This is a genomic window from Mesorhizobium sp. B2-6-4 (genome assembly GCF_006441495.1).
Taxonomy (GTDB): domain Bacteria; phylum Pseudomonadota; class Alphaproteobacteria; order Rhizobiales; family Rhizobiaceae; genus Mesorhizobium.
Genome location: NZ_VFUE01000003.1, coordinates 146,167 through 167,315, shown reverse-complemented (window position 1 = coordinate 167,315; position 21,149 = coordinate 146,167). Strand labels below are relative to the sequence as shown.

Below are 21,149 nucleotides of genomic sequence, written 5' to 3'. Positions count from 1 at the left end.
CCTTGGATGTTTTTCACAATGCAAAAAGGTACCGGTTCAGCCCGAACCCTGCATAAGGACGGACTGGCACTATCATTTTGCCTTCCTAGAGCGGCAATGAAGCATCGTCCAGGGCAATGGCGACAGAACCTCAACCACCTCGAAGAACCGCGACACGAGCGAGATGAAGCCACGCTGCGACCAGTGCTGCAGATGGCCCGGTGTGTTTCCCAGGGCAGATACGTATTTTCCGCGCGCCAGGTTGAGTGCACGCCAAAGCGGCTCCCGAGGCACGCTGAGTATCAGGTCCGATCTTGCAATGCGCTGCAGTGCCTGCAAAGCCTTTTGCGGCTCCTCGAGGTGCTCCATCACCTCGCAACACACGATAAGATCGGCGCCATCTTGTTCGGGCATCACCTCGTAGATGCTGCGTACCTCAAAACGCTCGGGATCCATACCGCGCCCGCGGGCTTCTTCCTTTGCCATTCCGATAACCTGCGTGGAGAAATCGGTACCCCGCGCATCGATGGCCTGGTCAAGCCAGCGCATGACCCAATAGCCCTCTCCACATCCGACCTCGTGGATGGTGGTGGGGCTGACCTTTGCCACCAGGCCGGACAGGGCACCGTCGAATCCTGCGACCATCCGACGTGCGATCAGGTTCCGCGTGCCGTATTTGTCATAGGTGTTGCCTATGACGATGCCGTCCTCTGCCTGTCCGCCAGCTACCTTCATCCGTTCAGCCTGCTTTCCTGCCGCTTTGGGCGCAGCCGCGCGATCTCTCCTGGCGTGGCGCGCTGCGTATAGCGGATGTCTTCGAGAAGCTTGCGGTTGGCCGCTATCACATCGGCCAGAAAGGCGACCAGAAGTGCCTGGAAGCCCATCGACATGAGCGCACCCGCCAGGATCACCGACTGTATGTGGCCGCTACCTCCGTCAAACAGAAAGAAATAAAGAAAACGCAGGCCGATCAGAAAACCAACGCCGAAAAGAATGGCCGCGACCGTGCCGAAGAACCGGGCCGGCTGGTAGATAACGAAAATACGGATGATCGTGAAAATCGAGCGCTTCAGATAAGACGGAATGCTCTTCACCAGCCTCGACGGCCGCAGGTCGCCGTTGACGCGGACCGGCACCGAAACCACGCGCATATTCTTGCGACCGGCCTGAATGATGGTTTCCAGCGTGTAGGTGTAGTTGTTGAACACGGCAAGACGCTGGGCCGCGTTTCGCGAGATGGCGCGAAATCCGCTTGGGGCGTCCTGGACATCGGTGCCGCTGCTGACGCGAACCACCCAGCTGCCAATCTTCTGCAGAAGCTTCTTGACCGGCGAGAAATGCTCTATCTCCGATATCGGTCGGGAGCCGATGACCATATCCGCACGCCCTTGGAGAACCGGCCGGGTCAGCGCCGGCAGGTCGGCCGCGTTATACTGATTGTCGGCATCGGTGTTGACGATGACATCCGCGCCCCGCGCGAGGCAGGCCTCAATGCCAGTCATGAAAGCATAGGCGAGACCGCGATTGCTGGTATGACGCACAATGTGGTCGACGCCGTTTTCCTCGGCAACCCTCACCGTCTCGTCGCTGCTTCCATCGTCGATGATCAACCATTCGACGCAGTCAAAACCAGCAACGGTCCGCGGCAGATCATTCAGCGCTATCGCGAGCGTTTCCGCCTCGTTATAGCAAGGGATCTGGATAATCAGCTTTGGCAGCGGCGTACTCTCGAATTGGGACCCTGATACGCATGCATCTACCATTCTCAGACTGAGGCGCAAGCGGTTTTCCCCCGGCGGAAACTTCATCCACTATTGAGCAACGGAGTCGGCGAAATGTGTATTGGCGTTTTTTCCTAATGAGTTGTCGCCTGGTCGCTCCTGGAAGCGTTGTCTCTGCTATCACCGCAAAAATGTCCGGAATCCTTTGCCCAATTCGCTGCTCAATTCGCTTCCGGAGAGAAGATTGAGAATCGGGATCGATGGCAGGAATTTAGGATCGGCCTCCGACGGAATTGGGCGGTTTGTCCACAATGCCGTGAAAGCGCTGGCGGCTCTCGGCGCTGATGTCTTTCTGTACGCACCGGGCAAGATCAACGCAGACTACGATATTCCGCATGGCGTTTCCGTGCGGACCGCCAACTTCAAGGGTTCTGTTGGCCGAACTTATTGGGGACAGGCCGTGGTGCCCTCCTGGGCCGCGCGCGACAAAGTCGAGATATTCTGGGGCCCATCGCACCGCCTGCCCTTCCTGCTCGACCGCCACATCGGGCGGGTGGTCACCATTCACGACCTCGTCTGGTTGCACGCTGCGCAGACCATGCGAACCCGGACCTGGATGGGTGACCGCCTGCTGATGAAGCCGGCGTTGAAGACCGCTGACGTCGTAGTCGGGGTTTCGATGGCCACCGCCACTGCCTTGGCGAACGAATTCCCCTGGCTGAAATCGTCGGTCAGGACAGTTGCCCCCGGTACGGTGGCATTGCCGCCGCCCGGTGATGTCGAGAGCCTGGAACCGCTCGGCATCGTCAAGCCCTATGCGCTTTTTGTCGGCACAATCGAGCCACGCAAGAACCTCAGCAACCTGATAAAGGCCTACGGTCTGTTGCCGGCTACTGTCCAATCCGGCTGCGACCTGGTCGTGGTCGGCGCGAAGGGCTGGAAACAAACGGGCTTGGCCGACCAGGTCCGCAGTTGCGGCCTCGGGACAAACATCAAATTTACCGGTTTCGTCGACGACGCGACGCTCGCCACGATTTATGCGAATTGCCTGTTTCTCGTGATGCCATCGCTTTATGAGGGGTTTGGTTTTCCGATCGTCGAGGCCCAATCTTTCGGCAAGCCAGTGCTGACGTCGAATACCTCGTCAATGCCCGAAGTCGCGGGGAACAATGCCGTGCTCGTCGATCCGAAGAATCCCTCCGCAATTGCTGATGCATTTCACCGGCTCTGTGTCGATGCGAAATTTCGAGACGGGATCGCTGCGGACGCGAAGAAAAATGCCGCGCGTTTCACCTGGGAGAATTACGCCAAGGGTATGCTTCAGATTTTTGAACTGGCCATCGAGCGAAGACGGAAGACCAACATTTGAAAGTGCTGCATTTCTTCAAGACATACTGGCCCGATACCTTTGGCGGGGTGGAGCGGACGATACATGCCATCGCTCAAAGCACCGCCAGCCACGGCATCGAAACCGAAGTGCTCTCGTTGAGCCGTGCTCCGAACGAGAACACGCAGCATCTCGACGGGCACATGGCCCGAAAAGCCAAGCTGGATTTCGAACTGGCGTCGACCGGGTTTTCGTTCGAGGTCTTTCGGAAGTTCGGAGCGCTCGCTGGGAAAGCCGATCTCATACATTACCATTTCCCATGGCCATTCATGGACATGGTGCATTTTCAATCCCGTCACGGCAAACCGACCGTCGTCACCTACCATTCCGACATCGTCAAACAGAGGCTTTTGCTGCCTCTTTATCGGCCGCTGATGCTGCGCTTCCTCAGGGATGTGGACGCTATCGTCGCGACATCTCCGGACTATTTGAAATCGAGCCCCGTTCTCAGAGCCTTGGAGGGCAAATCGGCGATCATCCCAATCGGCATCAATGAAACCGATTATCCCACGCCGACCGAAGCCGACCACAGATGGTGCCAAGCGGCGGTGACGGAGCCTTTCGTGCTCTTCGTCGGCGTCTTGCGCTACTACAAGGGGCTGGACGTGCTGATTCAGGCGGCCGACAAAGTCAGGTGCAAGATCGTTATTGCCGGATCAGGGCCTATCGAAGAGCGCCTGAAGCTTCAGGCCAAGACGTTGCGTCGCAACAATGTGATATTCCTCGGCGAGGTGGCCGAGCGGCACAAGATGGCGCTCCTCCACAACTGCCTGGGGTTCGTTTTTCCGTCAAACCAGAGGTCGGAAGCCTACGGGCTTTCTCTCGTCGAGGCGGCGATGTGCGGTAAACCGATGATCTCTTGCGAGATCGGAACGGGAACAAGTTATGTGAATAAAGCCGGCGAGACCGGGCTGGTCGTACCGCCTTCCGATCCAGCACGCCTTGCCGAAGCCATCAACCAGGTCGTCGATTCGCCGGTCGAGGCAGCGAACTGGGGGCGAGCTGCTCGCGATCGCTATGTTCGCCTCTTTACAGCTGACAGGATGGGAACAGCATACGCCGAACTCTATCACCAACTCGATAACCGCCGACGCTGAAATACGGCTTCGCGCTGTGGCAGCCGGTGAATCCCCCGCGGGTTGATAGTTGTTGATGCAGTCAAAGCCCGTCAGGTCACCTGCTCAGGAGACGACGAACCACCTCCCGCGCCGACTTCTGCAGTACCGGCGCACTCCATCCAAACACGGAGGCAAACTTCGCGCTCGACAGCCGTGAATTGGCGGGGCGGCGCGCCTTGGTCGGATAGTCCGTCGCAGCAATATCGCGCACCCGCGCCGAGGGGCCACCGAGCCCACCGCTTATGTCCAGGATATGGCGGGCGAAGCCGCTCCAGTTGGTCTCGCCCGTGCCGGCCAGATGATAGATGCCCCACGCGGCGAAATCCTCGTTGCGTTGCAGCCGTGCTGCCGCATGCAGGATCGCGTCGGCGATATCAAGCGCGGAAGTGGGATTTCCCCATTGGTCGGCCACAACCGGTATCTCGTCGCGATCGCTGGCCAGCCTCAGCATGGTTTTGGCGAAATTCTTGCCGAACGGGCTGTAGACCCACGCCGTGCGCAAGATCAGGTGGCGCGGATTGGCTGATGCCACCGCCTGTTCGCCGGCAAGCTTGGAGGCGCCGTAGACGCCAATCGGCGCGGTCGCGTCGGTTTCCAAATAGGGACCGTTCTTGGTGCCGTCGAAGACATAATCGGTCGACAGATGGATGACGGGCACGCCAAGCCGAGCCGCCGCCTGCGCCACCTCGCCGGCGCCGGCGGCGTTCACCGCAAAGGCGAGCTCGGGTTCGTCCTCGGCCTGGTCCACCGCCGTGTAGGCGGCGGCCGACACGACGATATCGGGCTTAGCGGCGGTGATGGCCTCGATCACAGTCCCGCGCCGCGCGAGGTCGAGTTGCGGCCGGCCGATGGCGATGACCTTGACGTCTTCGCGCCCAGCCTCCAGAAGGCTTGCCGCAACCTGGCCCTCGCGTCCGGTGACAACGAGCCTCACACCGCCTCCTTGCGCGCTTCGCCCAGTCTTTCGCCGGCATAGCGCTGTTCGCGGATCGGTCCCCACCACCATTTGTTGTCCAGGTACCAGTCGACCGTCCTTGCCAGGCCGCTGTCGAAATTCTCCCTCGGCGTCCAGCCGAGCTCGCGGCCAATCTTGGACGCGTCGATGGCGTAGCGGCGATCATGGCCGGGACGGTCGGTGACGAAAGAGATCAGGTCGCGATAGCTTTTGCCGGCGGCCCGGGGGCGCCTGGCGTCGAGCAGATCGCAGATCGTCTCGACGACACCCAGATTGGTGCGTTCCGAATTGCCGCCGACATTGTAGCTCTCGCCCGGCTGCCCCTTGGTGGCGATCAGTTCCAGCGCGCGCGCATGGTCCTCGACGAACAGCCAGTCACGCACATTGGCGCCGGCGCCGTAGACCGGCAGCGGCTTCTCGTCGAGCGCGTTGAGGATGACCAGCGGGATCAGCTTTTCGGGAAAATGGTAGGGCCCGTAATTGTTCGAACAATTGGACAGCACCACCGGCAGGCCATAGGTCTCGTGCCAGGCACGCACCAGGTGGTCGGAGGCCGCCTTGGAGGCGGAATAGGGCGAAGACGGCGCGTAAGGCGTCTCTTCCACGAACATGCCGCCATCGAAGGGCAGGTCGCCGAACACCTCGTCGGTCGAGACGTGATGGAAGCGGAAACGGCCCTTCCTGTCGTCGGAAAGGCCGCGCCAGTATTCCAGCGCTGCATTGAGGATCCGGTAGGTGCCGACGATGTTGGTCTCGATGAAGGCGCCCGGCCCATCGATCGAGCGGTCGACATGGCTCTCTGCGGCGAGGTTCATGACGACGTCGATATCGTCGCGGCGCAATATGTCGAACACCGCCCTCTCGTCGCAGATGTCGGCATGGGCGAAGCTGTAATTTCGTGCATTCTCGATCGGCCGCAGCGAGGCCAGGTTGCCGGCATAGGTCAGCTTGTCGAGATTGGTCACCCGGTAGGCCGGGTTGGCGCACAGATGCCGGCACACCGCCGAACCGATGAAGCCGGCCCCGCCCGTCACCAGAAAGTTCATGCTGCTGGCCCCCTGCATCTGGCAATGTTCATCAGGCAAACACCTCGGCGGCGGCGAGCAGCGGCGCCTTGAGGTCCTTGTCAGAAAGCTGGAAGCCGCCAGCCGGCGGCGGCCATTCGATACCGATGGCCGGATCGTCGAAACGGATCGAGCGGTCGTGTTCGGGCGAATAGGTGTCGGTCACCTTGTACAGCACCTCGGTATGGGGCACGAGCGTCATGAAGCCGTGGGCGAAGCCCTTGGGCACCAGGATCTGGTTGCCCTTCTCGGCCGAGACCTCGAGGACAACCCATTTTCCGAATGTCGGCGAGGAGCGGCGGATATCAACCGCGACATCCAGGACGCTGCCCCTGACAACGCGCAGCAGCTTGTCCTGGGCACGTGGCGGCAACTGATAGTGCAATCCCCTGACGACACCGGCCGCGGCGGAATAGGAGTGATTGTCCTGGACAAAGGCGAGTTCGAGGCCGGCCTCGGCGAAGCGTGCGGCGTTCCAGGTTTCGGTGAAGTAGCCACGGGCATCGCCGTGCCGCTTCGGAATGATTTCGAGCAGACCTTCGATGCCAAGGGGTCTCACCTCCAGCATCTAGTCCTCCGACAACTCGACCACGCGACGGCGCAGATAAGCGGCATATTCATTTTTTCCCAAGCGGGTTGCCCGCTGCAACACTTCATCGGCCCTCAGCCAGCCCTGTTCGAAGGCGATTTCCTCCGGACAGGCGACCTTGATGCCCTGGCGACGTTCGATTGTACGCACGAACGAAGAAGCATCGTCCAGGCTGTCGTGAGTGCCGGTATCGAGCCAGGCATAGCCGCGCCCCAACCGATGCACCTGCAACTGGCCACGCTCGAGATAGGCATTGTTGACCGCCGTGATTTCGAGCTCGCCTCGAGCCGAGGGCCGAATCCTTGAGGCGATATCGACAACCTGGTTGTCGTAGAAATAAAGGCCGGTGACGGCCCAGTTGGATTTCGGCTTCTGTGGTTTTTCCTCAATCGTGAGCGCGGTTCCAGTGGTCTTGTCGAAGGACACCACGCCATAGCGCTCCGGATCCTCGACATGGTAGGCGAACACCGAAGCGCCGCTTTCGCGCGATGCCGCGGTGCGGCAAAGCTTGGACAATCCGTCGCCAAAATAGATGTTGTCGCCCAGTATCATCGAAACGCTGTCCGCGCCGATGAAATCGCGGCCGATAATGAACGCTTCCGCAAGCCCGTTGGGCTGCGGCTGCTCGGCGTAGGACAACTCAAGCCCGAATTCCGATCCATCGCCCAACAGCTCGCGGAAAACCGGCAGGTCCCGCGGCGTGGATATGACCAGAATCTCTCGAATCCCCGCAAGCATCAAAACGCTCAGCGGGTAATAGATCATCGGCTTGTCGTATACCGGGAGGATTTGCTTGGAGACCGCCAACGTTAGCGGATAAAGGCGCGTTCCACTGCCTCCAGCAAGGATAATTCCTTTCAAGAAACTCTCCTTGACATGCCTAAGTCCCCTCCCCTGACACAAGCCGACCGTGCTTAGGTTTCATGCCGTGGCTTGTCAATCTGGTGCCCGACGAAGGGGCCGAGCGAGTGTCCCCGGCCCCCGCCAACCGCCCTTGCCTTGCCGGGCCCGAGGTCCTGGCCGGGACAAGCAGATCGTCTTCATCGTGATGGCCTATCTCGCCCATCTCGCGCCTTTGGTTCAGCCGCTCGGCAAAACCCTTGTGAAAGACGATCGCATTCAAATAGGCAAACGTCATCGCGAGTGCTGCGGTTCGCAAGGGATAGTCGACAAGAGAGTGAACGAGCAAAAACGACGCCGACAGAAATGCAGCCTTCTGTAACGGCTCCCGGCGAATCCGGACCGACGAGGCGAAAAGCAATATGGCATACACAATCATTAACAAAACGACCGGTATGCCGCCCTCAAGTGCCAATTCGAGGTAGTCATTGTGGGCATGATTTACATAAGTTCTGAAAATCATTCCGGCTTTTTCGTATATCTGATAGACCTTCGGAAAGCTGCCGAAACCAACGCCAGTCACCCAGTTCTCTTTCATTCCATCGATCGTGGTGCGAGCAAACTCCGCCCTGCCGAAAGCCGGATCGACCACTTTCGCATCGATCTTCGCCCATGCGCCGATCGTGTAGACGGAAAGCCCGATGAAAACCGCAAGAATGCCATATCCGCCCGCCCTTGAGCGAGCGGACAGGAAGACAACTGATATCGCGGTGATCACCAGTCCGATCAGAATGCCGGCGCGCGAGCCGGCTGCCAGAAGAAGCAGCAAGAGCATCGTCAGCCCAAGCGATCCGGACAGAAAATGTCCACGGAACAAGCCATAATAGACCACGAATGGGATGGAGACGAAGAGCAAGGCCGAAAAGTGATTTTGATTGGCAAACAGGCCCGCATTGATCGTAAACGGCAGCAATCCTTCTATGGCGACGGTATCGGAGAGCGAATACTGGATCGCTGCGGCCAGGCCATTGCAGATGACGCCCATGAAAAAGAAGGGAACAAGGCCGTAGACCTCCTCGGTGCGCAGGCGGGTGACGCCGAGGAAAAATGCCGCGGCGGCGGCGAAATACAACATGCACTCGATCGTGCGCCCGACGCCGACGCTGACGAAGCGCGATTGCGTTTCACCATCCAGCCAGGGTCTGACAAGCAGCACCTCGGGCCGCAAGCCGTCCAGCAAGGCCCCGGGCAGCGGAACGATCTGGAAGCAGAACACGGCTAGGCCGAGAGCAATCAGCCACAAGATCGCCCGGGGAATTGTTTGTCCGCTGGGCCGCGACAGGATGGCCGCGGCCGAGAGAATCGCCGCGATCTCGATCAGCGTTTCGGTGTAGAGGCCGCTCGCGGTGCCGCCGCCAATCAGCAGGGACAGGAAAAGAACCGACCCAAGCAGGTATTTGTCCCACTGCCCGGGCTGCCGTGACCGTGCTCTCACGACGACACCCTCTCGATGCTCAATCTGTGCATGACCAGCGTGCCGACGTATCGAAACCGCCAGCTCTCGGCAATTGCGGCTGTTTCCAGCCTCAGCAACTGTATCGGACACGCAGCCGGTCCGACGGTGAAATCCAGGCTCAGGCTTCGCCGGTTGAATGTACCTTCCGGTATGTTGAAGCGCGCTACCTCGCTTAACGGGTCCGCGCATCTGACGGACCAGAACAGCTGCTTTGGCAGTTTGAGATTTGTCGCGGACACGGTCATGGACATCCGGTAAGAACCGGGGGGCAATTCGACATATTGCTGAAGCGCAGCGTTCTTGACCGGCGTGTTTAGAAATCGAACCGTCGCCCCGCTGTCGCTTTCACTTTCACCCGCGCCCTGCGATCCGGCAAAGGTGATCTCCAGCCCAGATCGGTCGTGTATCACCCAGTCGAACGGCTTGCCGCTGAAGAGCGGCTCGAAGCCGCCATTGAAGATATAGCCACCCAGCTTCCGCTCCCGATCGGACAGGCTGAAAAGAAACAGCCGATAGGCCGGGCCATAGTCCTTCTGCTTGATGTAACCGGTGATAACGGCGGACAATTCGCTGGATGTCGGCGGCGCACCCGTGCGCCCGAGATCGAGCAGCAGCTGGTTTGCAGGTCCCAGGCTTTGCGGGTTCTGGCCAAGGGCGAGAAAAAGCTTACCACGCCACGGCGCCTCTGCCTCCAGGGCTGCCAGCACGGCCTGGTAGCCGTCGGAATTGGAAAGGATGGCAGGCCACCCTGGGGCGATGGCCGAAAACTGGTCTGGCCACCGGCGCAGCAAGGTGTCGATCTCGCCCACGGCCCTCGCCAGATCGCCTGCCGCGATCGAGCGATCGATGGACCTCTGCAGCGCATGGATTTCAGTCTTGGACAGTTTTCGCGCCTGGTCGAAAAGTTCGAAAGCCTGGGCCTGTTCGCCTTGCCGATATCTGATCTCGCCGATCAGGCTGTAGAGACGGGCGTCCGCGACATTGAAGCGAAGCGCATTCTTGGCCTTGGCGGCCAACGCGCCGAGATCGGCGCTCGTTTCGTTCAGCTCGCCGGCAATTTCGTCTATCAAGGCATCTGCGTTCAGCGGGTCCAGTGCCAGAGACACACTCGGCGTTCCCTCCTCAAGGAGCCGACTTAGTCCGATCGACGAAGCCATCAACACCAGAACGGAGGCGACGAACCAAACGCTTGAACGCAGGAGATTTTGCATGAGCGGGCTGGCCTGCTCCGTCATCGACTTTGCCCTCAATCTTCGGCGTGCCCGCGCCATGTTCGTAATATTGGTAGTTCATGTATTTATAGGCGTAGTTGTAGTCGAACTTGTTCACCGCGAATTTCGACATTGCCGCCCCGATCACGTTCGCTCCGGCTGCGCGCAGGCGTTTCAGCGCCGTCTTGGCCGCCTTGCGCGTCACCTGGTTCGTGGAAATGACCACCAGCGTGCCCTCGGCAAGCCGGCTGAGAATGGGCGCATCGGACAGGCCGACGATCGGCGGAGCGTCGACGATGACGAGATCGAAGCGCTTGCCGAGATTGGTGACGATCAGCGCCATCTTCGGCGATGAAAGCAGATCCGCAGGGTTGGGCGGGATCGTTCCGGACGTCAGCACGGTCACGTTGGGATATTTGGTCGTCCTGAATATGCCCGCCACATCTTCCTTGCGCACGGTATTCGTCAGGAGATTGCTCAACCCGATCGTGTTGTCGAGACCGAACAGCCGATGAAGATTCGGTTTGCGCAGATCGCCGTCGATAAGCAAGACCTTCGCACCGAGGGCGGCGAAATCCTGGCCGAGCTTGAACGAGGTCGTCGACTTGCCTTCGGAAGGCTCGGAGCTGGTCACCAGCAGCGAACGCGGCGCGCCCTCCGCGCCGGAGAATTGCAGCGACGTTCGCAGCGAACGATAAGCTTCCGATAGCCCGGACTTCTGGTCGGCGATGCTGGCCGTCAGTTCGCGGTCATCGACGAGCGGCAGGATACCGAGCATGGCCAGCCCCAGCTCCCTTTCGACCTGCTCGGGGTTGGTGAAGGTGTTGTTCAGCAACTCGATGATGTAGATGATCGATGCAGTGAGAGCCATGAACAGCGCTAGCGCGATCGCCAGATTGATGATCAGGCGCGGAGAATAGGGACTTACGGGCAGGGTCGCGAAATCGACGATGGCTGCGCTTTGCGTCTTGAGCTCGGAGCTGACGCCTACTTCATTCAGCTTGGTGATGAGGCTGTCATATTGCGACCGGTTGGAATCGACCTCGCGCTTGAGGATGGTGTATTTTATATTCTTGTCATTGAAGACAACCTGCTGCTTTTCCATCTCGGCGAGCTTGGATTTGAGGTCGGCTTCCTTGTTCTGCGCTTCCTGGTACTTCAGGCGCAGCGAATCGGTTATCGCCAGGACGCCGTTGTTATAGAGCCGCGTCAGCTCCTTGATCTGCGACTGGAGTTGCTGCATCTCCGGAAAGCCAGGCTTCAGAATGCTCAGTTTCTGCTGATATTGGCTCTTGAGGTCCGCGAGTTTTTCGCTGAGTTTTTGTAAGCCATCACTCTCCAGAACCGGCGACAGGCTGGAGCCTCGCCCCTTGTCTATCTGGTCCACGACGCGACCGGCATCAAGACGATCCTGGATAGCGGTAGCGAGCGCTGTGTTCAGCGCCTCGATGTTCGATCCGATCAGCGATTTGTCGTCGCCGGTGACGGTGATGCCGGCATCCTTCGCATAGGTGACAAGCTCCTCCTCGGACTTCTGCAGCTTCTGCTTGACCTGCAGGACCTGTTCCTGGATGAACTGTCTCGCCAGATCGGACGTCTCGCTGGTCTGGTCGAGACGTTGATCGATAAAACTCTGCGCGACCTGGTTGGCGACGTCGCTTGCGTATCTGGGCTTCTGGTCGATGAAGGTGATCGACAGCAAGCTGGTGTTGGTCACAAGGTTGACCGTCAGATCCTTCAGAACGCGCTTGATCGCCATTGCCTCTCGCTCTTCGGGGGTCTTTTCCTGGATCGAAGGCGATTTGGAAATTCCGAATGCACGGTAGAGGATGTTGCTGAGCGAGAAGCTCGGGGTTGGGAATAGGAAATCCGGTTTTTCGGAGAGCCCCAACTGAAACACGACGCGCTGGGCCAGCGCACGGCTCTTCAGTTTCTCGCGAGCGGTCAGAAACGCGCGTAAGTCGCTGTTTTCGGAAACCACTTCGATGTCCTGAAAAACCTTTGCCGAAGGGACCAGGACTTCCAGCTGTGTCGTTGCCTGATATTTCGGCGTCTGCATCATTGTCACTATGATACCGGCAACTAGGCCAGCCACCGCCATCATGACAATCAGCCAGCGATATTGCACGACATAGAAAAGCAGCTTGAGCGGATTGAATCTCTCGTCGTGAGCGGCATAGTCTCGACCGTAAGGACTATAATTCTGCGCCCCGTCATAATAGAGGTCCGCGGACAAAGCCTGGCCATGTCGAGGACCGGCGATTTGGGGCTGCCTGTTGCGATCGAGCATGCGCGAGGTGATCCTGGTTGTCCGTACCCTGGCCGGCCAGGCCTCCCTTACGGAATGACCGCAATTCGGGCCGCGCTCGACGCGAGGCCCAGGGCATCCTTCAAATTGTTCATTGCGATTTTCGACTTCGAAGCGAAAACCACGACCACGTCGCCGCCATAGATACGCGGGTTGCGATTCTTGCCGGCGCGGATTTCCTCGACATTGTAGTTTGCGACCAGCTTGTTTTGACCGACATTGCGGTAGACGAAGACCTTGCCGGCATCGCCGATGGCGTTGAAGCCTCCGGCAAGGGCGATCGCATCCAGCAAGGAGGCGCTGCTGGACACCGGATAGATGCCGGCCCTGTTGACCTCACCGTCGACCGTGATGCGCTGGCCTATCGATTCCTTGACGAAAATTGTGACATCCGGCGATTGCAGATATTTTGCGCCATAGGCTGTCTCGATATCCTTTTCGAGCTGGCGGACCGTCTTGCCGGCCGCTGTCATCGTCCCGATAAGCGGAAGGGAAATCTGGCCGCCGGCGTCCACCTGAACCGTCCTGTTCAGGTTGTCGACCTGGAATACGCTGACTTCGAGTACATCGTTGGCAGACAGCGGCTGCTCGCTGCCGTTTTGTGTATTCTGCGGTGCCGGCAGATCCTTCACCATCTGTAGCGCGCCGCCCCCGGCAAGCGCCGTTGAGGACGATGTCGGCTGCAGCGCATCGACAGAGCCCGTGGACGATGATGAACTGCTCGCGCAAGCAGAGAGGGCGAGCAATACAAGCAGTGCCGGCATCCCCGCGCCACTTCCCCCGAGATCGAGAATGCCCATCACAGAGCCCCACTTTTGAACAGCTTGGGCGGCCCATCGAAATGGCCCGCACAGCTGGCTCCCGGCTTCTTCGCTCGTTTTTCCGATGGCGTGAGCAACTGGTTCTGCACTATCGCGCCCGAGCTTGCGCAAACCGGCGAGACCAGACCTTGCCTAGCGGCTGACTGCGTCGTCGTCATCCTGTAGTCCAATAGCCAGTGCGGCGCCGCCACCAACCGCGCCGGCACCCAACAGCACCGGCAAAATGCCAGGTCCGGAATTGGCAGGTCGGGTAGCAGCTTCCTGCGCATCAAGCGAGACGCACATACCGCCTTGCACCGGATTGATGCTGACGGTCGCGTTTGCCGGAACATCAAGCGCGCAATTGGCGCCGATGGCCAAAGAAGCCGATGCTTGCGGCCCGGTCATGATGCGCGCGCCTGGATAAATCGGCGCTCCCGCACCCACCCCGGCGTAACCGCCGGCCTGCGACATCTGCACATCACCCCGGACTTGGGTGAACTGGCCGACAATGCCAGACACGGGCGCAGCGGCCAGGCACGAACATGTCTGTGCCGACTGGGCAACAGCATCGGACGCTGTAAACCAGGCACCTCCCCCGGCGAGCGTGATAAAAGCGAAGACAACCCCAACCCGATGACGCCCGGTCATTTCTACCCCCCTTCGAACCAACGACCCGCCCCCGGAACGGATCGCTTACGCACCCCTTCGATCAACAACGCTCAAAGAACTCACCAGCACTCATGGTGGTCCGCCCCTCAGCGACTGACCGCTTTGTCGTCATCCTGCGTCGCCGCCAACACACCGCTGGTGACAAGCGCACCGGCGAAAATCCCTTCGGGCAGGCCAAACCCACTTATGCCACCGGACGGCTGGATGGCCGCCGTCCGTTCTGAACCCACGAGTTTCAGACAGATGTTGCCGCCCACGCGTGAAACATCCAGACTGGAATTCGCCGGTACATTCATGTTGCAGCCGCCAACAAGTACGGATGCCGAACCCTTGGTACCGACTACCACCCGACTGCCAAGGCCGAGAGTGCTCCCCGCCTTTGCAGGACCATAGCCGACCGACTGCGAGACCATCACGTCGCCATCGGCGGAACGAATGGATCCAATCGCACTCGCCGGGCCGCGATAGGCGGCAGCGCAGCTGCAGGATACGTCCTGGGCGAAAGATGAAACCGAAGTGAAACCGCTCGCGGCAACCAACGCGCTCACTGCGGTTCTAATGATGACATTCATCCGTTTCGCCTTTCCTTCAAATCATCCCGGATATGCCAGATCAAAAGGTGGTGACATCAGCGCCTAACATTTTTTTGCCACAATTCCAACCCGTGTCGCACGATGCGGAGAAGTTTGACCTGAACAACGCGCCATTTTAGCAATTACGTATAAATAATCCCGAGCTGTCGGCGATGGATGTCTGGCCCTCCAAAGAGAAATTACGATTCCCTTTTCATCCTGATTACACCGAGCCCAACTTGATCAAAGCCGAGCCCCCTCGAAAGCCGAGTCCCGATCTGCAATGCAGCAAGACAAGCTTAGCGCCTGCTTGAATGCCTGATCTCCTCGGCTCGAACTTCAACCGCGTTCAACTACACGCCGGCCCGGTTCATCGCCTGGCGGGGCATTGAGCTTCCCTATCTGCGTCATGTAGCATTCTATGACGATCCGTTCCGAAAACTGCCGCTCCACTTTGCTTCGGCTCTCCATGCCCATCCTGTTCCTGGATGCGGCGTCCATCGTTGCGAATTCGAGCATCTTGCTTGCCAGGTCGCCTGCGTCTTTCACCTTGCACAGCAGGCCGTTGACGCCGTGGTCCACCACCTCCCTGCAGCCGGGCACATCTGACGCGATCAGCGGCTTGCCCATCGCGGCTGCTTCCAGCAGCGAGCGCGGCGTTCCTTCCCTGTAGGAGGGCAAGACGACGCAATCGGCCGCGTCCAGGAAGGGACGGACGTCGTCGGTGGTTCCGAGATACTCGACCAGGCCTTCGCCTGCCCATCGCTCGACCTGCGCACGGCTGACCGCTGTGCGGTTCTCGACATCGAGGAATCCAAGAAGCTGGAAGCGCGCGCCGGGCATGTTGCGGCGCATCTGACGAGCTGCCTCGACGAACTCGCCCACGCCCTTGTCCCAGAGAAGCCTGGCCACCAGCAGAAAGACGATCGCGCCGGACGATTGGCTTTGGCGGGGCGCCGGAGAGAAGCGAATAAGGTCGACCCCGGAGCCCGGCAGCAGCGCGGTCAGTTCCTTGCGGACTAGGCGCTCGCTGACGAACAGCATCCTGTCGTCGTCATTCTGAAAGAAGACTATTTTCGAACGGGCCAGCGCCAGCCGGTACAGGACCTTGGCAATTTTCTGGAGAAGGCCGCCACGGACGAAAACCGTGCCGAGCCCTGAAACATTGTTTATGACCGGGATGCCATTGAGGTTTGCCGCCAGCGATCCGAACACGTTGGGCTTGATGGTGAAGCCGACAAACGCCAGCGGCCTCTCGCGGCGCAGCAGGCGCCAGTAGCGCCACAGAAGCACCATGTCGCGAAACGGCGAGGTGCCGGAATTATCCATCTCGATTTCGACATACCGGCAGCCCATCGGCGGGATCAGGCGCGAATACTCGTCCCTGGGCGCCGCAACCACCACTTCATAGCCCCGCCCTTGCAGCGCCTCGATGAGGCCTTTGCGGAAATTGACGACATTCCAGGACGTGTTGATGGAGATGATTATCTTTCTTCCGATCCCAAGCATCGTCCCCGCCTCCCCCAATGCCGTTTCGCTCACCGTCTTGTATGCAGTCGTGTCCTGCCCGGCCCAAAGGTCTCGAACAGCCGCAAGATCTCGTCGTCACTGGCGAGCGATGAGATGCGGGCGAAGCAGGCGTCCCTTGCAGGCCCCAGATCCTGTGGCCGAGCGATCAGCCTCGCGACCGCGCGTGCGATGTCTTGCGGATCGTCGGGGTTGAAATCGAAAGCTGCCCCCTCGGGCATGTAGTACCTCGTGCCGCTGTCTCGCGACATCAGCACGGCACATCCCGCCCAGGCCGCCTCGATGGGAGACACCGCCGCGGGTTCAGCCCGCGAGGGCAGTATCAAGAGATCATGACCGGAAAAGACCGAGATCATGTCGTCATGCGCAATGTTGTTTTGAAACCGAAGCCTGTCCGCCACGCCAAGCGCCTGAGCCTCGCGCCGCAAGGCCTGACAGAAAGCCGTGTCGGCGTTCGTTGCCTCCTCGCCGCAGAATGTCAGGGAGAAGGGCATGGATGAAATCGCGGACAACGCCCTCAGAAGCAAACTGTGCCCCTTACGCTCCCGGTATTTTGCCACCATCAGGATTCTAGGCGGCCACTGCAATGGCCTGCTTTCCAGGCCTTCAGTCCGGGCCGGCTCGAAAGGGCTCCCGAATGGCAGGGACATGGCATCGCCGAGCTTGGCCGGGCCAAGATTTGGCGAAAGCCGTGAGGTGAAATGCGGGATGCCTAGGCCATGAAAGACGGCTCTTCGAACCCATGTGCCACTCCATGCGCTGGGCTTGGCGTCCTCCTGGTCGTAGATGACCAGCCTGCGCCCTTGCAGAATTGAACAGAGTGCCGCGACCCTGCAAAACCATCGCGTCACTCCGCGGATGATCACCACGTCGGGGTCTTCGGCCTGCAAACGCTTCCAGTAGGAAAAGACGCCGGGAAAGGAAAAAGGCGAATTCGGAATGTTGCTCGAGCGCCGACGCATGATCATCCGGGACAGCGCGGATGGAGCCGTCACGTTGGGAGAAACAAGAGCGTGATTCTCCGTGACGCTCGTTTCGACTACGTCGACCGCAACATGGTGCCCCGCCGAAGTGAGAATGCGAACCCAAGGTACCGCATTGGTGTGGTATCTTGGCAGGCAAAACAAGTATCTCAAAACATCAGCCTTCAGATATCTTCCGCCAGGCGGATCCGCCTTTTCAACAATAGATGCGAAACCACCATCATCGCCGCATAGACCGCCGCCGATACGAGCAAGCCGGCCCAGGCGATGCCTGAAATTCCGATCCATCCGGACAAAGCCAGGCAAAGCGGAACATAGATGGCGATCGCCAGCGCCGTGATTTTCAAAAGCGGCTTCGTCCCGGCCAGGACCTGAATCAGCGGATTGAGATGCATTCCAGCGAGGCCGAAGCATTCGGCCGCGAACAAAATGGCAAAGAGCAGCGAAGCTTCCGCGTAGGCCGAACCGCCAGCCAGAAGGACGATGGGGTTTTGCAGCAGCACCCCCCCAACCGCCGTGCCGGCGGCGGCGCATGCCGAAACCACGGTGATGCGGGCGTTCAAGCGGTATAGACGAGAAGAAGGCTCTTGCTTCGACAGTTTCGCGATTTCGGGAAAGATCACCTGGTTCAAGGGACCGGTCAGCCGGGAAACCATCGTCGCCAGGCGCGATCCGAGCGAATAAGAGCCCGCGGCGACCTCTCCCAGCAGGCCCGCGACAAGGAACAATGCGAGATGCCGCCTGGCACTTATCATTGTCGAGAGCAGACTGGTCCCCGTGGCCATGGCAAGAAATGCCCAGAAGAAACGGCGTTTGGACCGGGAACGGAGCGGGTTGAACAATTCGATATCTTCCCGCCCGGCATAGAGAAGCATGCGAACGAACAGCGTCAGGTTGTAGAATGCGCCGACCGCTGCCAGCACGATTACATAAGCCGGCAATGAGGCATCGAGGATCCAAAGGACGAGAGAGGCAACCACCACGGCAACCCCTTGCATGAGTTGATTACCGGCAATGACGTCGTACCGGCCGTTCAGCCGAAGCACACCTTTCGGCGTACCCGAAAGACTCGCCAACAAGGTGAGGCTGTAGATAATCGCCAGAAGGCGATTATCCCGCGACACGCCAACAGCTTCTCCAAACAGCAAGATCCCGCCTATCGCCAGGACCGTGGCGAGAAGGGCGGCTGAAACATCGAGGGCAATTCCGCAAGATGCCGCCGGTCCCAGACGCAAAGGCGACCTCGCGCACAGCCTGATCACTAGCTGCCAGCTCTCGAACGTGCATAGGCCGGAAACGAACGCCACATAGGCCTGAATTACGGCGAGTGTGCCAAAATTCCCCGGACCCAGCGACCGTGCGTTGAGCGCCAGTGCAAGGATGGAGCACAACGCGGCCACTCCGCTTGCGGACGTCGTAAACGTAACGTCGCGGGCAACCCGCCGCGCGCGCATCCATCCGGAAGGCTTGGCGACCGCCGTCACGTCCTCAGCCATTGTCTCGGCGCAAGGCCCGCGCCCCCTGCGGCATCACCTCGGCGGGGGCCGGTGGAAAACACTTCCGGTGCACATAAACCAAGCCAAAAATGAAAAGCGCAACGAGAACGGCTCGCTTGGCGGAGATGAAGGCGCCAAGCAGCTCCTTGCGCTGGATGTAGAATGTGAGATGGACGATGGCCACGATCAGCCCGGCCTTGAGCGTCGCGCTGCGCACATTGCGGATTATCGCCTCGACGGCAACACACACGAGCGACAGAATGACAACGAGCAGCGGAAATCCGGCATACCCGAAATTGGCAAAGAACTCCGCCCAGATGTTTGCAGCGACGCCACCACTGTAACCCGGAAATAGGAACGGCTGAACCTGCTCGTTGTAGGTGCATCCGTCCTTGCCAAAGACCGTATCCGAGAACGGAAACAGAGAAAGAGGCACCAGCCAAAGATTCGAGCACGGCAAGGTGTAGTCATATTTCACGACCAGATCCAGGTGAGCCAATGTCACGAACTGCTCCAGCCCCACGAGAGCGGAATCGGACAATTGGTCGAATTGTATTTTCTGACCTACAAGTTCAAAATTTCCTGCTTTTATTGCTGCATATACTGCCTTGTACACTGCAAGAAAAAAGAATGCGCCAATTCCTCCAATTATGTATCTTTTCCTGATCAAAAGCAGGGAAATGTTCCTGTACCTTATGTACAAACAAGCTAAAATCGCGATGGCAACCGAAGAGCGATGCCCGATATAGAGCGTAAGCATCAGTCCCAGGCAGCTCAAGATGATGACCAGCCTGGATTTCTTCCACCCCGACAGGGCTCCGAACACCATGCCGATGATGCAGCTGTTGTAAAATACATACTGGATCCGCCCGGTAGATGACAAACATCGGCCTTTGAGGCCGAAAAAAGTGCCGGATTTGCTATCGAAATCCCACCGAACACCACCAGCATCACAATTATTACGATCGACTCTCCCCGAACGTCGCCTTCGACTTCGAAATCTTGACGCCTTGGCATGAAGACCAGCATCGCGGCAGCAATGCAAGAAAGAGAAAGCGCAATGGCATATCCAGTGCCCGCGTGATATATGAAATCATACTTCCTTCTGCTGACATCAACATACTGAAATCCCCCGGTGACGAATGGCACAAAGTAGACCAAGCTCGACAAAAGCAACAACATTTGCGGCGTGAGCGCAAATGGCGAAACAAAATAATCTCGTTTGAGGTGCTTCACTTTCGTTCCATCGCCATCTGAATATTCGAATTGTTCTCACCCCTTAGCGGCCCAGGGACGATTTCTCCCACAGCAAGTCATACGAGTGCGCCATCCGCTCAAGCGAGAAATCCGCAGCGATGCGGTCGCGACATGCTTGCCGCCTGCTCGCCCAAGACCGGGTATCCTGAATTTCCGAAGCCATAATCTCGATGGAACACGATAACGCGTCAGGGTTCCGCGGCGGAACGATCAATCCCGTGTTGCCGACAAGCATCGCGATGTCCCCGACGTCCGTTGCCACGCATGGCGTGCCGCATGCCATCGCCTCGGCAATCACGTTCGGAAAGGCTTCGCTGCTGGAGGCCAGCACATGAATGTCGAATGCATTCATCAAACCGGCAATGTCGTCGCTCGGCCCGAGAAGCTTCACCTTGTGGCGAACATCATAGCGCTCCAACAGCACGGCAAGCGCAGTGTTTTCAGCCGTCATACCCGGGCCGGCAAGAACACATTTGAAGGGAAGGCTCTTGTGCATCGACAGCCTGGACAGGGCAGCGAAGAGATTCTGGTGGTCCTTGTCGGGATGCCAACGAGCGACATTTCCGATAACGAACTGGCCATCACCTATCGACCAATCCTGACGGAGCCGCCCGCGCGCCCCGTCGTCCGGCTCGAACACGGCCAGATCGTAGCCATTCGGTATGATCGTCCAGTTCGAGCTCGAATATCCTGCATGGATGTGGCGCCGCGATGCATTTTGCGAGCAACTGACAATCCGAGCCGGGATGATACCGGATATGAGAGCGCATATCCTGTCCACGGCCCTGGTCGTAAAGGAGGCCGCCCGCGGATCCAGTCCGCAATTGTGCATCCCCCAAAGAACCGGCCTGATGCCGCCAAGCCGCGCCAGGACGCCTCCGACGAGGTTGGCGTGATACATCCAGCACTGAACCACGTCCGGCCGATAAGTCGAGAACACGCGCCTGAGCGAGGCGAGCCCCTTGAGACTCAACCTTCCCTTTGGCATCGCCAGGCAGGCGAGCGGTATTTTGGCGGCGCGAAGCAACGGGCCATATTTTCCGTCACCCGAAAGCGAGACGACAAAATGGGAATGGCTGCGCTCGGCCGTGCACAGGCGGTACAGCGCTGCCTCGGCGCCGCCGTTCTCAAGTCCGGTGATGACGTGCAGGATC

Annotated in this window: 20 protein-coding genes; 2 read left to right on the top strand and 18 right to left on the bottom strand. The window is 59.2% G+C overall.

All coding sequences use genetic code 11. From position 1 onward, the window contains the following. Window positions 1-72: 72 nt before the first annotated feature. Window positions 73-714, bottom strand: a complete 642-nt coding sequence (locus tag FJ426_RS05470) for a class I SAM-dependent methyltransferase (RefSeq protein ID WP_140559399.1) — start codon at window positions 712-714, stop codon at window positions 73-75. Continuing rightward, window positions 711-1,742 carry a glycosyltransferase family 2 protein gene (locus FJ426_RS05465; protein WP_140559486.1) on the bottom strand — a complete coding sequence of 344 codons (1,032 nt, stop codon included), beginning with the start codon at window positions 1,740-1,742 and terminating at the stop codon, window positions 711-713. Before FJ426_RS05465 ends, FJ426_RS05470 begins: the two co-directional genes overlap by 4 nt. 202 nt (window positions 1,743-1,944) lie before the next feature. Between FJ426_RS05465 and FJ426_RS05460 the strand changes: the two genes are divergently transcribed. Next, window positions 1,945-3,069 carry a glycosyltransferase family 1 protein gene (locus tag FJ426_RS05460; protein WP_140824788.1) on the top strand — a complete coding sequence of 375 codons (1,125 nt, stop codon included), beginning with the start codon at window positions 1,945-1,947 and terminating at the stop codon, window positions 3,067-3,069. Beyond that, window positions 3,066-4,184 (top strand): glycosyltransferase, encoded by a 1,119-nt coding sequence (locus FJ426_RS05455; RefSeq protein WP_140824786.1) that lies wholly within the window; start codon window positions 3,066-3,068, stop codon window positions 4,182-4,184. The genes FJ426_RS05460 and FJ426_RS05455 overlap by 4 nt, the downstream gene beginning before the upstream one ends. A 76-nt stretch (window positions 4,185-4,260) precedes the next feature. On the opposite strand, the gene rfbD is transcribed toward FJ426_RS05455, so the two are convergent. The 16 genes from rfbD to FJ426_RS05375 all read right to left on the bottom strand — a co-directional run bounded on the left by rfbD (window position 4,261) and on the right by FJ426_RS05375 (window position 21,136). Then, a complete protein-coding gene (rfbD, locus tag FJ426_RS05450) occupies window positions 4,261-5,139 on the bottom strand; it encodes a dTDP-4-dehydrorhamnose reductase (RefSeq protein ID WP_140824784.1) in 879 nt (292 codons plus the stop codon). Beyond that, window positions 5,136-6,206, bottom strand: coding sequence for a dTDP-glucose 4,6-dehydratase (rfbB, locus tag FJ426_RS05445; protein ID WP_140520777.1), 1,071 nt, complete (start codon window positions 6,204-6,206; stop codon window positions 5,136-5,138). Before rfbB ends, rfbD begins: the two co-directional genes overlap by 4 nt. Before the next feature lie 31 nt (window positions 6,207-6,237). Further along, window positions 6,238-6,792 (bottom strand): dTDP-4-dehydrorhamnose 3,5-epimerase, encoded by a 555-nt coding sequence (gene rfbC / locus FJ426_RS05440; protein WP_140520778.1) that lies wholly within the window; start codon window positions 6,790-6,792, stop codon window positions 6,238-6,240. Beyond that, on the bottom strand, window positions 6,793-7,674 hold the full coding sequence (gene rfbA, locus FJ426_RS05435) for a glucose-1-phosphate thymidylyltransferase RfbA (protein ID WP_140514965.1): 882 nt from the start codon (window positions 7,672-7,674) through the stop codon (window positions 6,793-6,795). Between the two features lie 19 nt (window positions 7,675-7,693). Continuing rightward, complete coding sequence (locus FJ426_RS05430; RefSeq protein ID WP_140824783.1) at window positions 7,694-9,148, bottom strand: O-antigen ligase family protein; 1,455 nt, start codon at window positions 9,146-9,148, stop codon at window positions 7,694-7,696. Continuing rightward, window positions 9,145-10,404 carry a hypothetical protein gene (locus FJ426_RS05425; RefSeq protein WP_181176918.1) on the bottom strand — a complete coding sequence of 420 codons (1,260 nt, stop codon included), beginning with the start codon at window positions 10,402-10,404 and terminating at the stop codon, window positions 9,145-9,147. The genes FJ426_RS05430 and FJ426_RS05425 overlap by 4 nt, the downstream gene beginning before the upstream one ends. Then, window positions 10,292-12,670, bottom strand: coding sequence for a polysaccharide biosynthesis tyrosine autokinase (locus FJ426_RS05420; protein ID WP_140738230.1), 2,379 nt, complete (start codon window positions 12,668-12,670; stop codon window positions 10,292-10,294). Before FJ426_RS05420 ends, FJ426_RS05425 begins: the two co-directional genes overlap by 113 nt. 47 nt (window positions 12,671-12,717) lie before the next feature. Continuing rightward, window positions 12,718-13,620 (bottom strand): polysaccharide biosynthesis/export family protein, encoded by a 903-nt coding sequence (locus FJ426_RS05415; RefSeq protein ID WP_246675493.1) that lies wholly within the window; start codon window positions 13,618-13,620, stop codon window positions 12,718-12,720. Between the two features lie 21 nt (window positions 13,621-13,641). Next, a complete protein-coding gene (locus FJ426_RS05410) occupies window positions 13,642-14,139 on the bottom strand; it encodes a hypothetical protein (protein ID WP_140824781.1) in 498 nt (165 codons plus the stop codon). Between the two features lie 107 nt (window positions 14,140-14,246). Continuing rightward, window positions 14,247-14,732 carry a hypothetical protein gene (locus FJ426_RS05405; RefSeq protein ID WP_140824779.1) on the bottom strand — a complete coding sequence of 162 codons (486 nt, stop codon included), beginning with the start codon at window positions 14,730-14,732 and terminating at the stop codon, window positions 14,247-14,249. A 339-nt stretch (window positions 14,733-15,071) separates the two neighbouring features. Beyond that, entirely contained in the window at window positions 15,072-16,241 is a 1,170-nt protein-coding gene (locus FJ426_RS05400; RefSeq protein ID WP_140824778.1) for a glycosyltransferase family 4 protein, read from the bottom strand. Window positions 16,242-16,270: 29 nt separating this feature from the next. Further along, the gene (locus FJ426_RS31245) at window positions 16,271-17,221 is read right to left on the bottom strand and encodes a glycosyltransferase family 4 protein (RefSeq protein ID WP_181176917.1); all 951 of its coding nucleotides are present in this window, start codon (window positions 17,219-17,221) and stop codon (window positions 16,271-16,273) included. Window positions 17,222-17,406: 185 nt separating this feature from the next. Next, complete coding sequence (locus FJ426_RS05390; protein WP_140824775.1) at window positions 17,407-18,738, bottom strand: lipopolysaccharide biosynthesis protein; 1,332 nt, start codon at window positions 18,736-18,738, stop codon at window positions 17,407-17,409. Continuing rightward, the gene (locus FJ426_RS05385; protein ID WP_140824774.1) at window positions 18,731-19,498 is read right to left on the bottom strand and encodes a hypothetical protein; all 768 of its coding nucleotides are present in this window, start codon (window positions 19,496-19,498) and stop codon (window positions 18,731-18,733) included. Before FJ426_RS05385 ends, FJ426_RS05390 begins: the two co-directional genes overlap by 8 nt. A 14-nt stretch (window positions 19,499-19,512) precedes the next feature. Beyond that, the gene (locus tag FJ426_RS05380) at window positions 19,513-19,974 is read right to left on the bottom strand and encodes a hypothetical protein (protein ID WP_140824772.1); all 462 of its coding nucleotides are present in this window, start codon (window positions 19,972-19,974) and stop codon (window positions 19,513-19,515) included. Between the two features lie 43 nt (window positions 19,975-20,017). Continuing rightward, the gene (locus tag FJ426_RS05375) at window positions 20,018-21,136 is read right to left on the bottom strand and encodes a glycosyltransferase (RefSeq protein ID WP_281405480.1); all 1,119 of its coding nucleotides are present in this window, start codon (window positions 21,134-21,136) and stop codon (window positions 20,018-20,020) included. Window positions 21,137-21,149: the final 13 nt, after the last annotated feature.

What these genes read in the sequence shown, in the direction of transcription:
- FJ426_RS05385 (WP_140824774.1), bottom strand. Translation starts at nt 19,498, where the DNA reads ATGCTTACGCTCTATATCGGGCATCGCTCTTCGGTTGCCATCGCGATT.
- FJ426_RS05410 (WP_140824781.1), bottom strand. Translation starts at nt 14,139, where the DNA reads ATGACCGGGCGTCATCGGGTTGGGGTTGTCTTCGCTTTTATCACGCTC.
- FJ426_RS05470 (WP_140559399.1), bottom strand. Translation starts at nt 714, where the DNA reads ATGAAGGTAGCTGGCGGACAGGCAGAGGACGGCATCGTCATAGGCAAC.
- FJ426_RS05400 (WP_140824778.1), bottom strand. Translation starts at nt 16,241, where the DNA reads ATGCTTGGGATCGGAAGAAAGATAATCATCTCCATCAACACGTCCTGG.
- FJ426_RS05465 (WP_140559486.1), bottom strand. Translation starts at nt 1,742, where the DNA reads ATGGTAGATGCATGCGTATCAGGGTCCCAATTCGAGAGTACGCCGCTG.
- FJ426_RS05390 (WP_140824775.1), bottom strand. Translation starts at nt 18,738, where the DNA reads ATGGCTGAGGACGTGACGGCGGTCGCCAAGCCTTCCGGATGGATGCGC.
- FJ426_RS05420 (WP_140738230.1), bottom strand. Translation starts at nt 12,670, where the DNA reads ATGCTCGATCGCAACAGGCAGCCCCAAATCGCCGGTCCTCGACATGGC.
- rfbC (WP_140520778.1), bottom strand. Translation starts at nt 6,792, where the DNA reads ATGCTGGAGGTGAGACCCCTTGGCATCGAAGGTCTGCTCGAAATCATT.
- FJ426_RS31245 (WP_181176917.1), bottom strand. Translation starts at nt 17,221, where the DNA reads ATGCGTCGGCGCTCGAGCAACATTCCGAATTCGCCTTTTTCCTTTCCC.
- rfbB (WP_140520777.1), bottom strand. Translation starts at nt 6,206, where the DNA reads ATGAACTTTCTGGTGACGGGCGGGGCCGGCTTCATCGGTTCGGCGGTG.
- FJ426_RS05405 (WP_140824779.1), bottom strand. Translation starts at nt 14,732, where the DNA reads ATGAATGTCATCATTAGAACCGCAGTGAGCGCGTTGGTTGCCGCGAGC.
- FJ426_RS05425 (WP_181176918.1), bottom strand. Translation starts at nt 10,404, where the DNA reads ATGACGGAGCAGGCCAGCCCGCTCATGCAAAATCTCCTGCGTTCAAGC.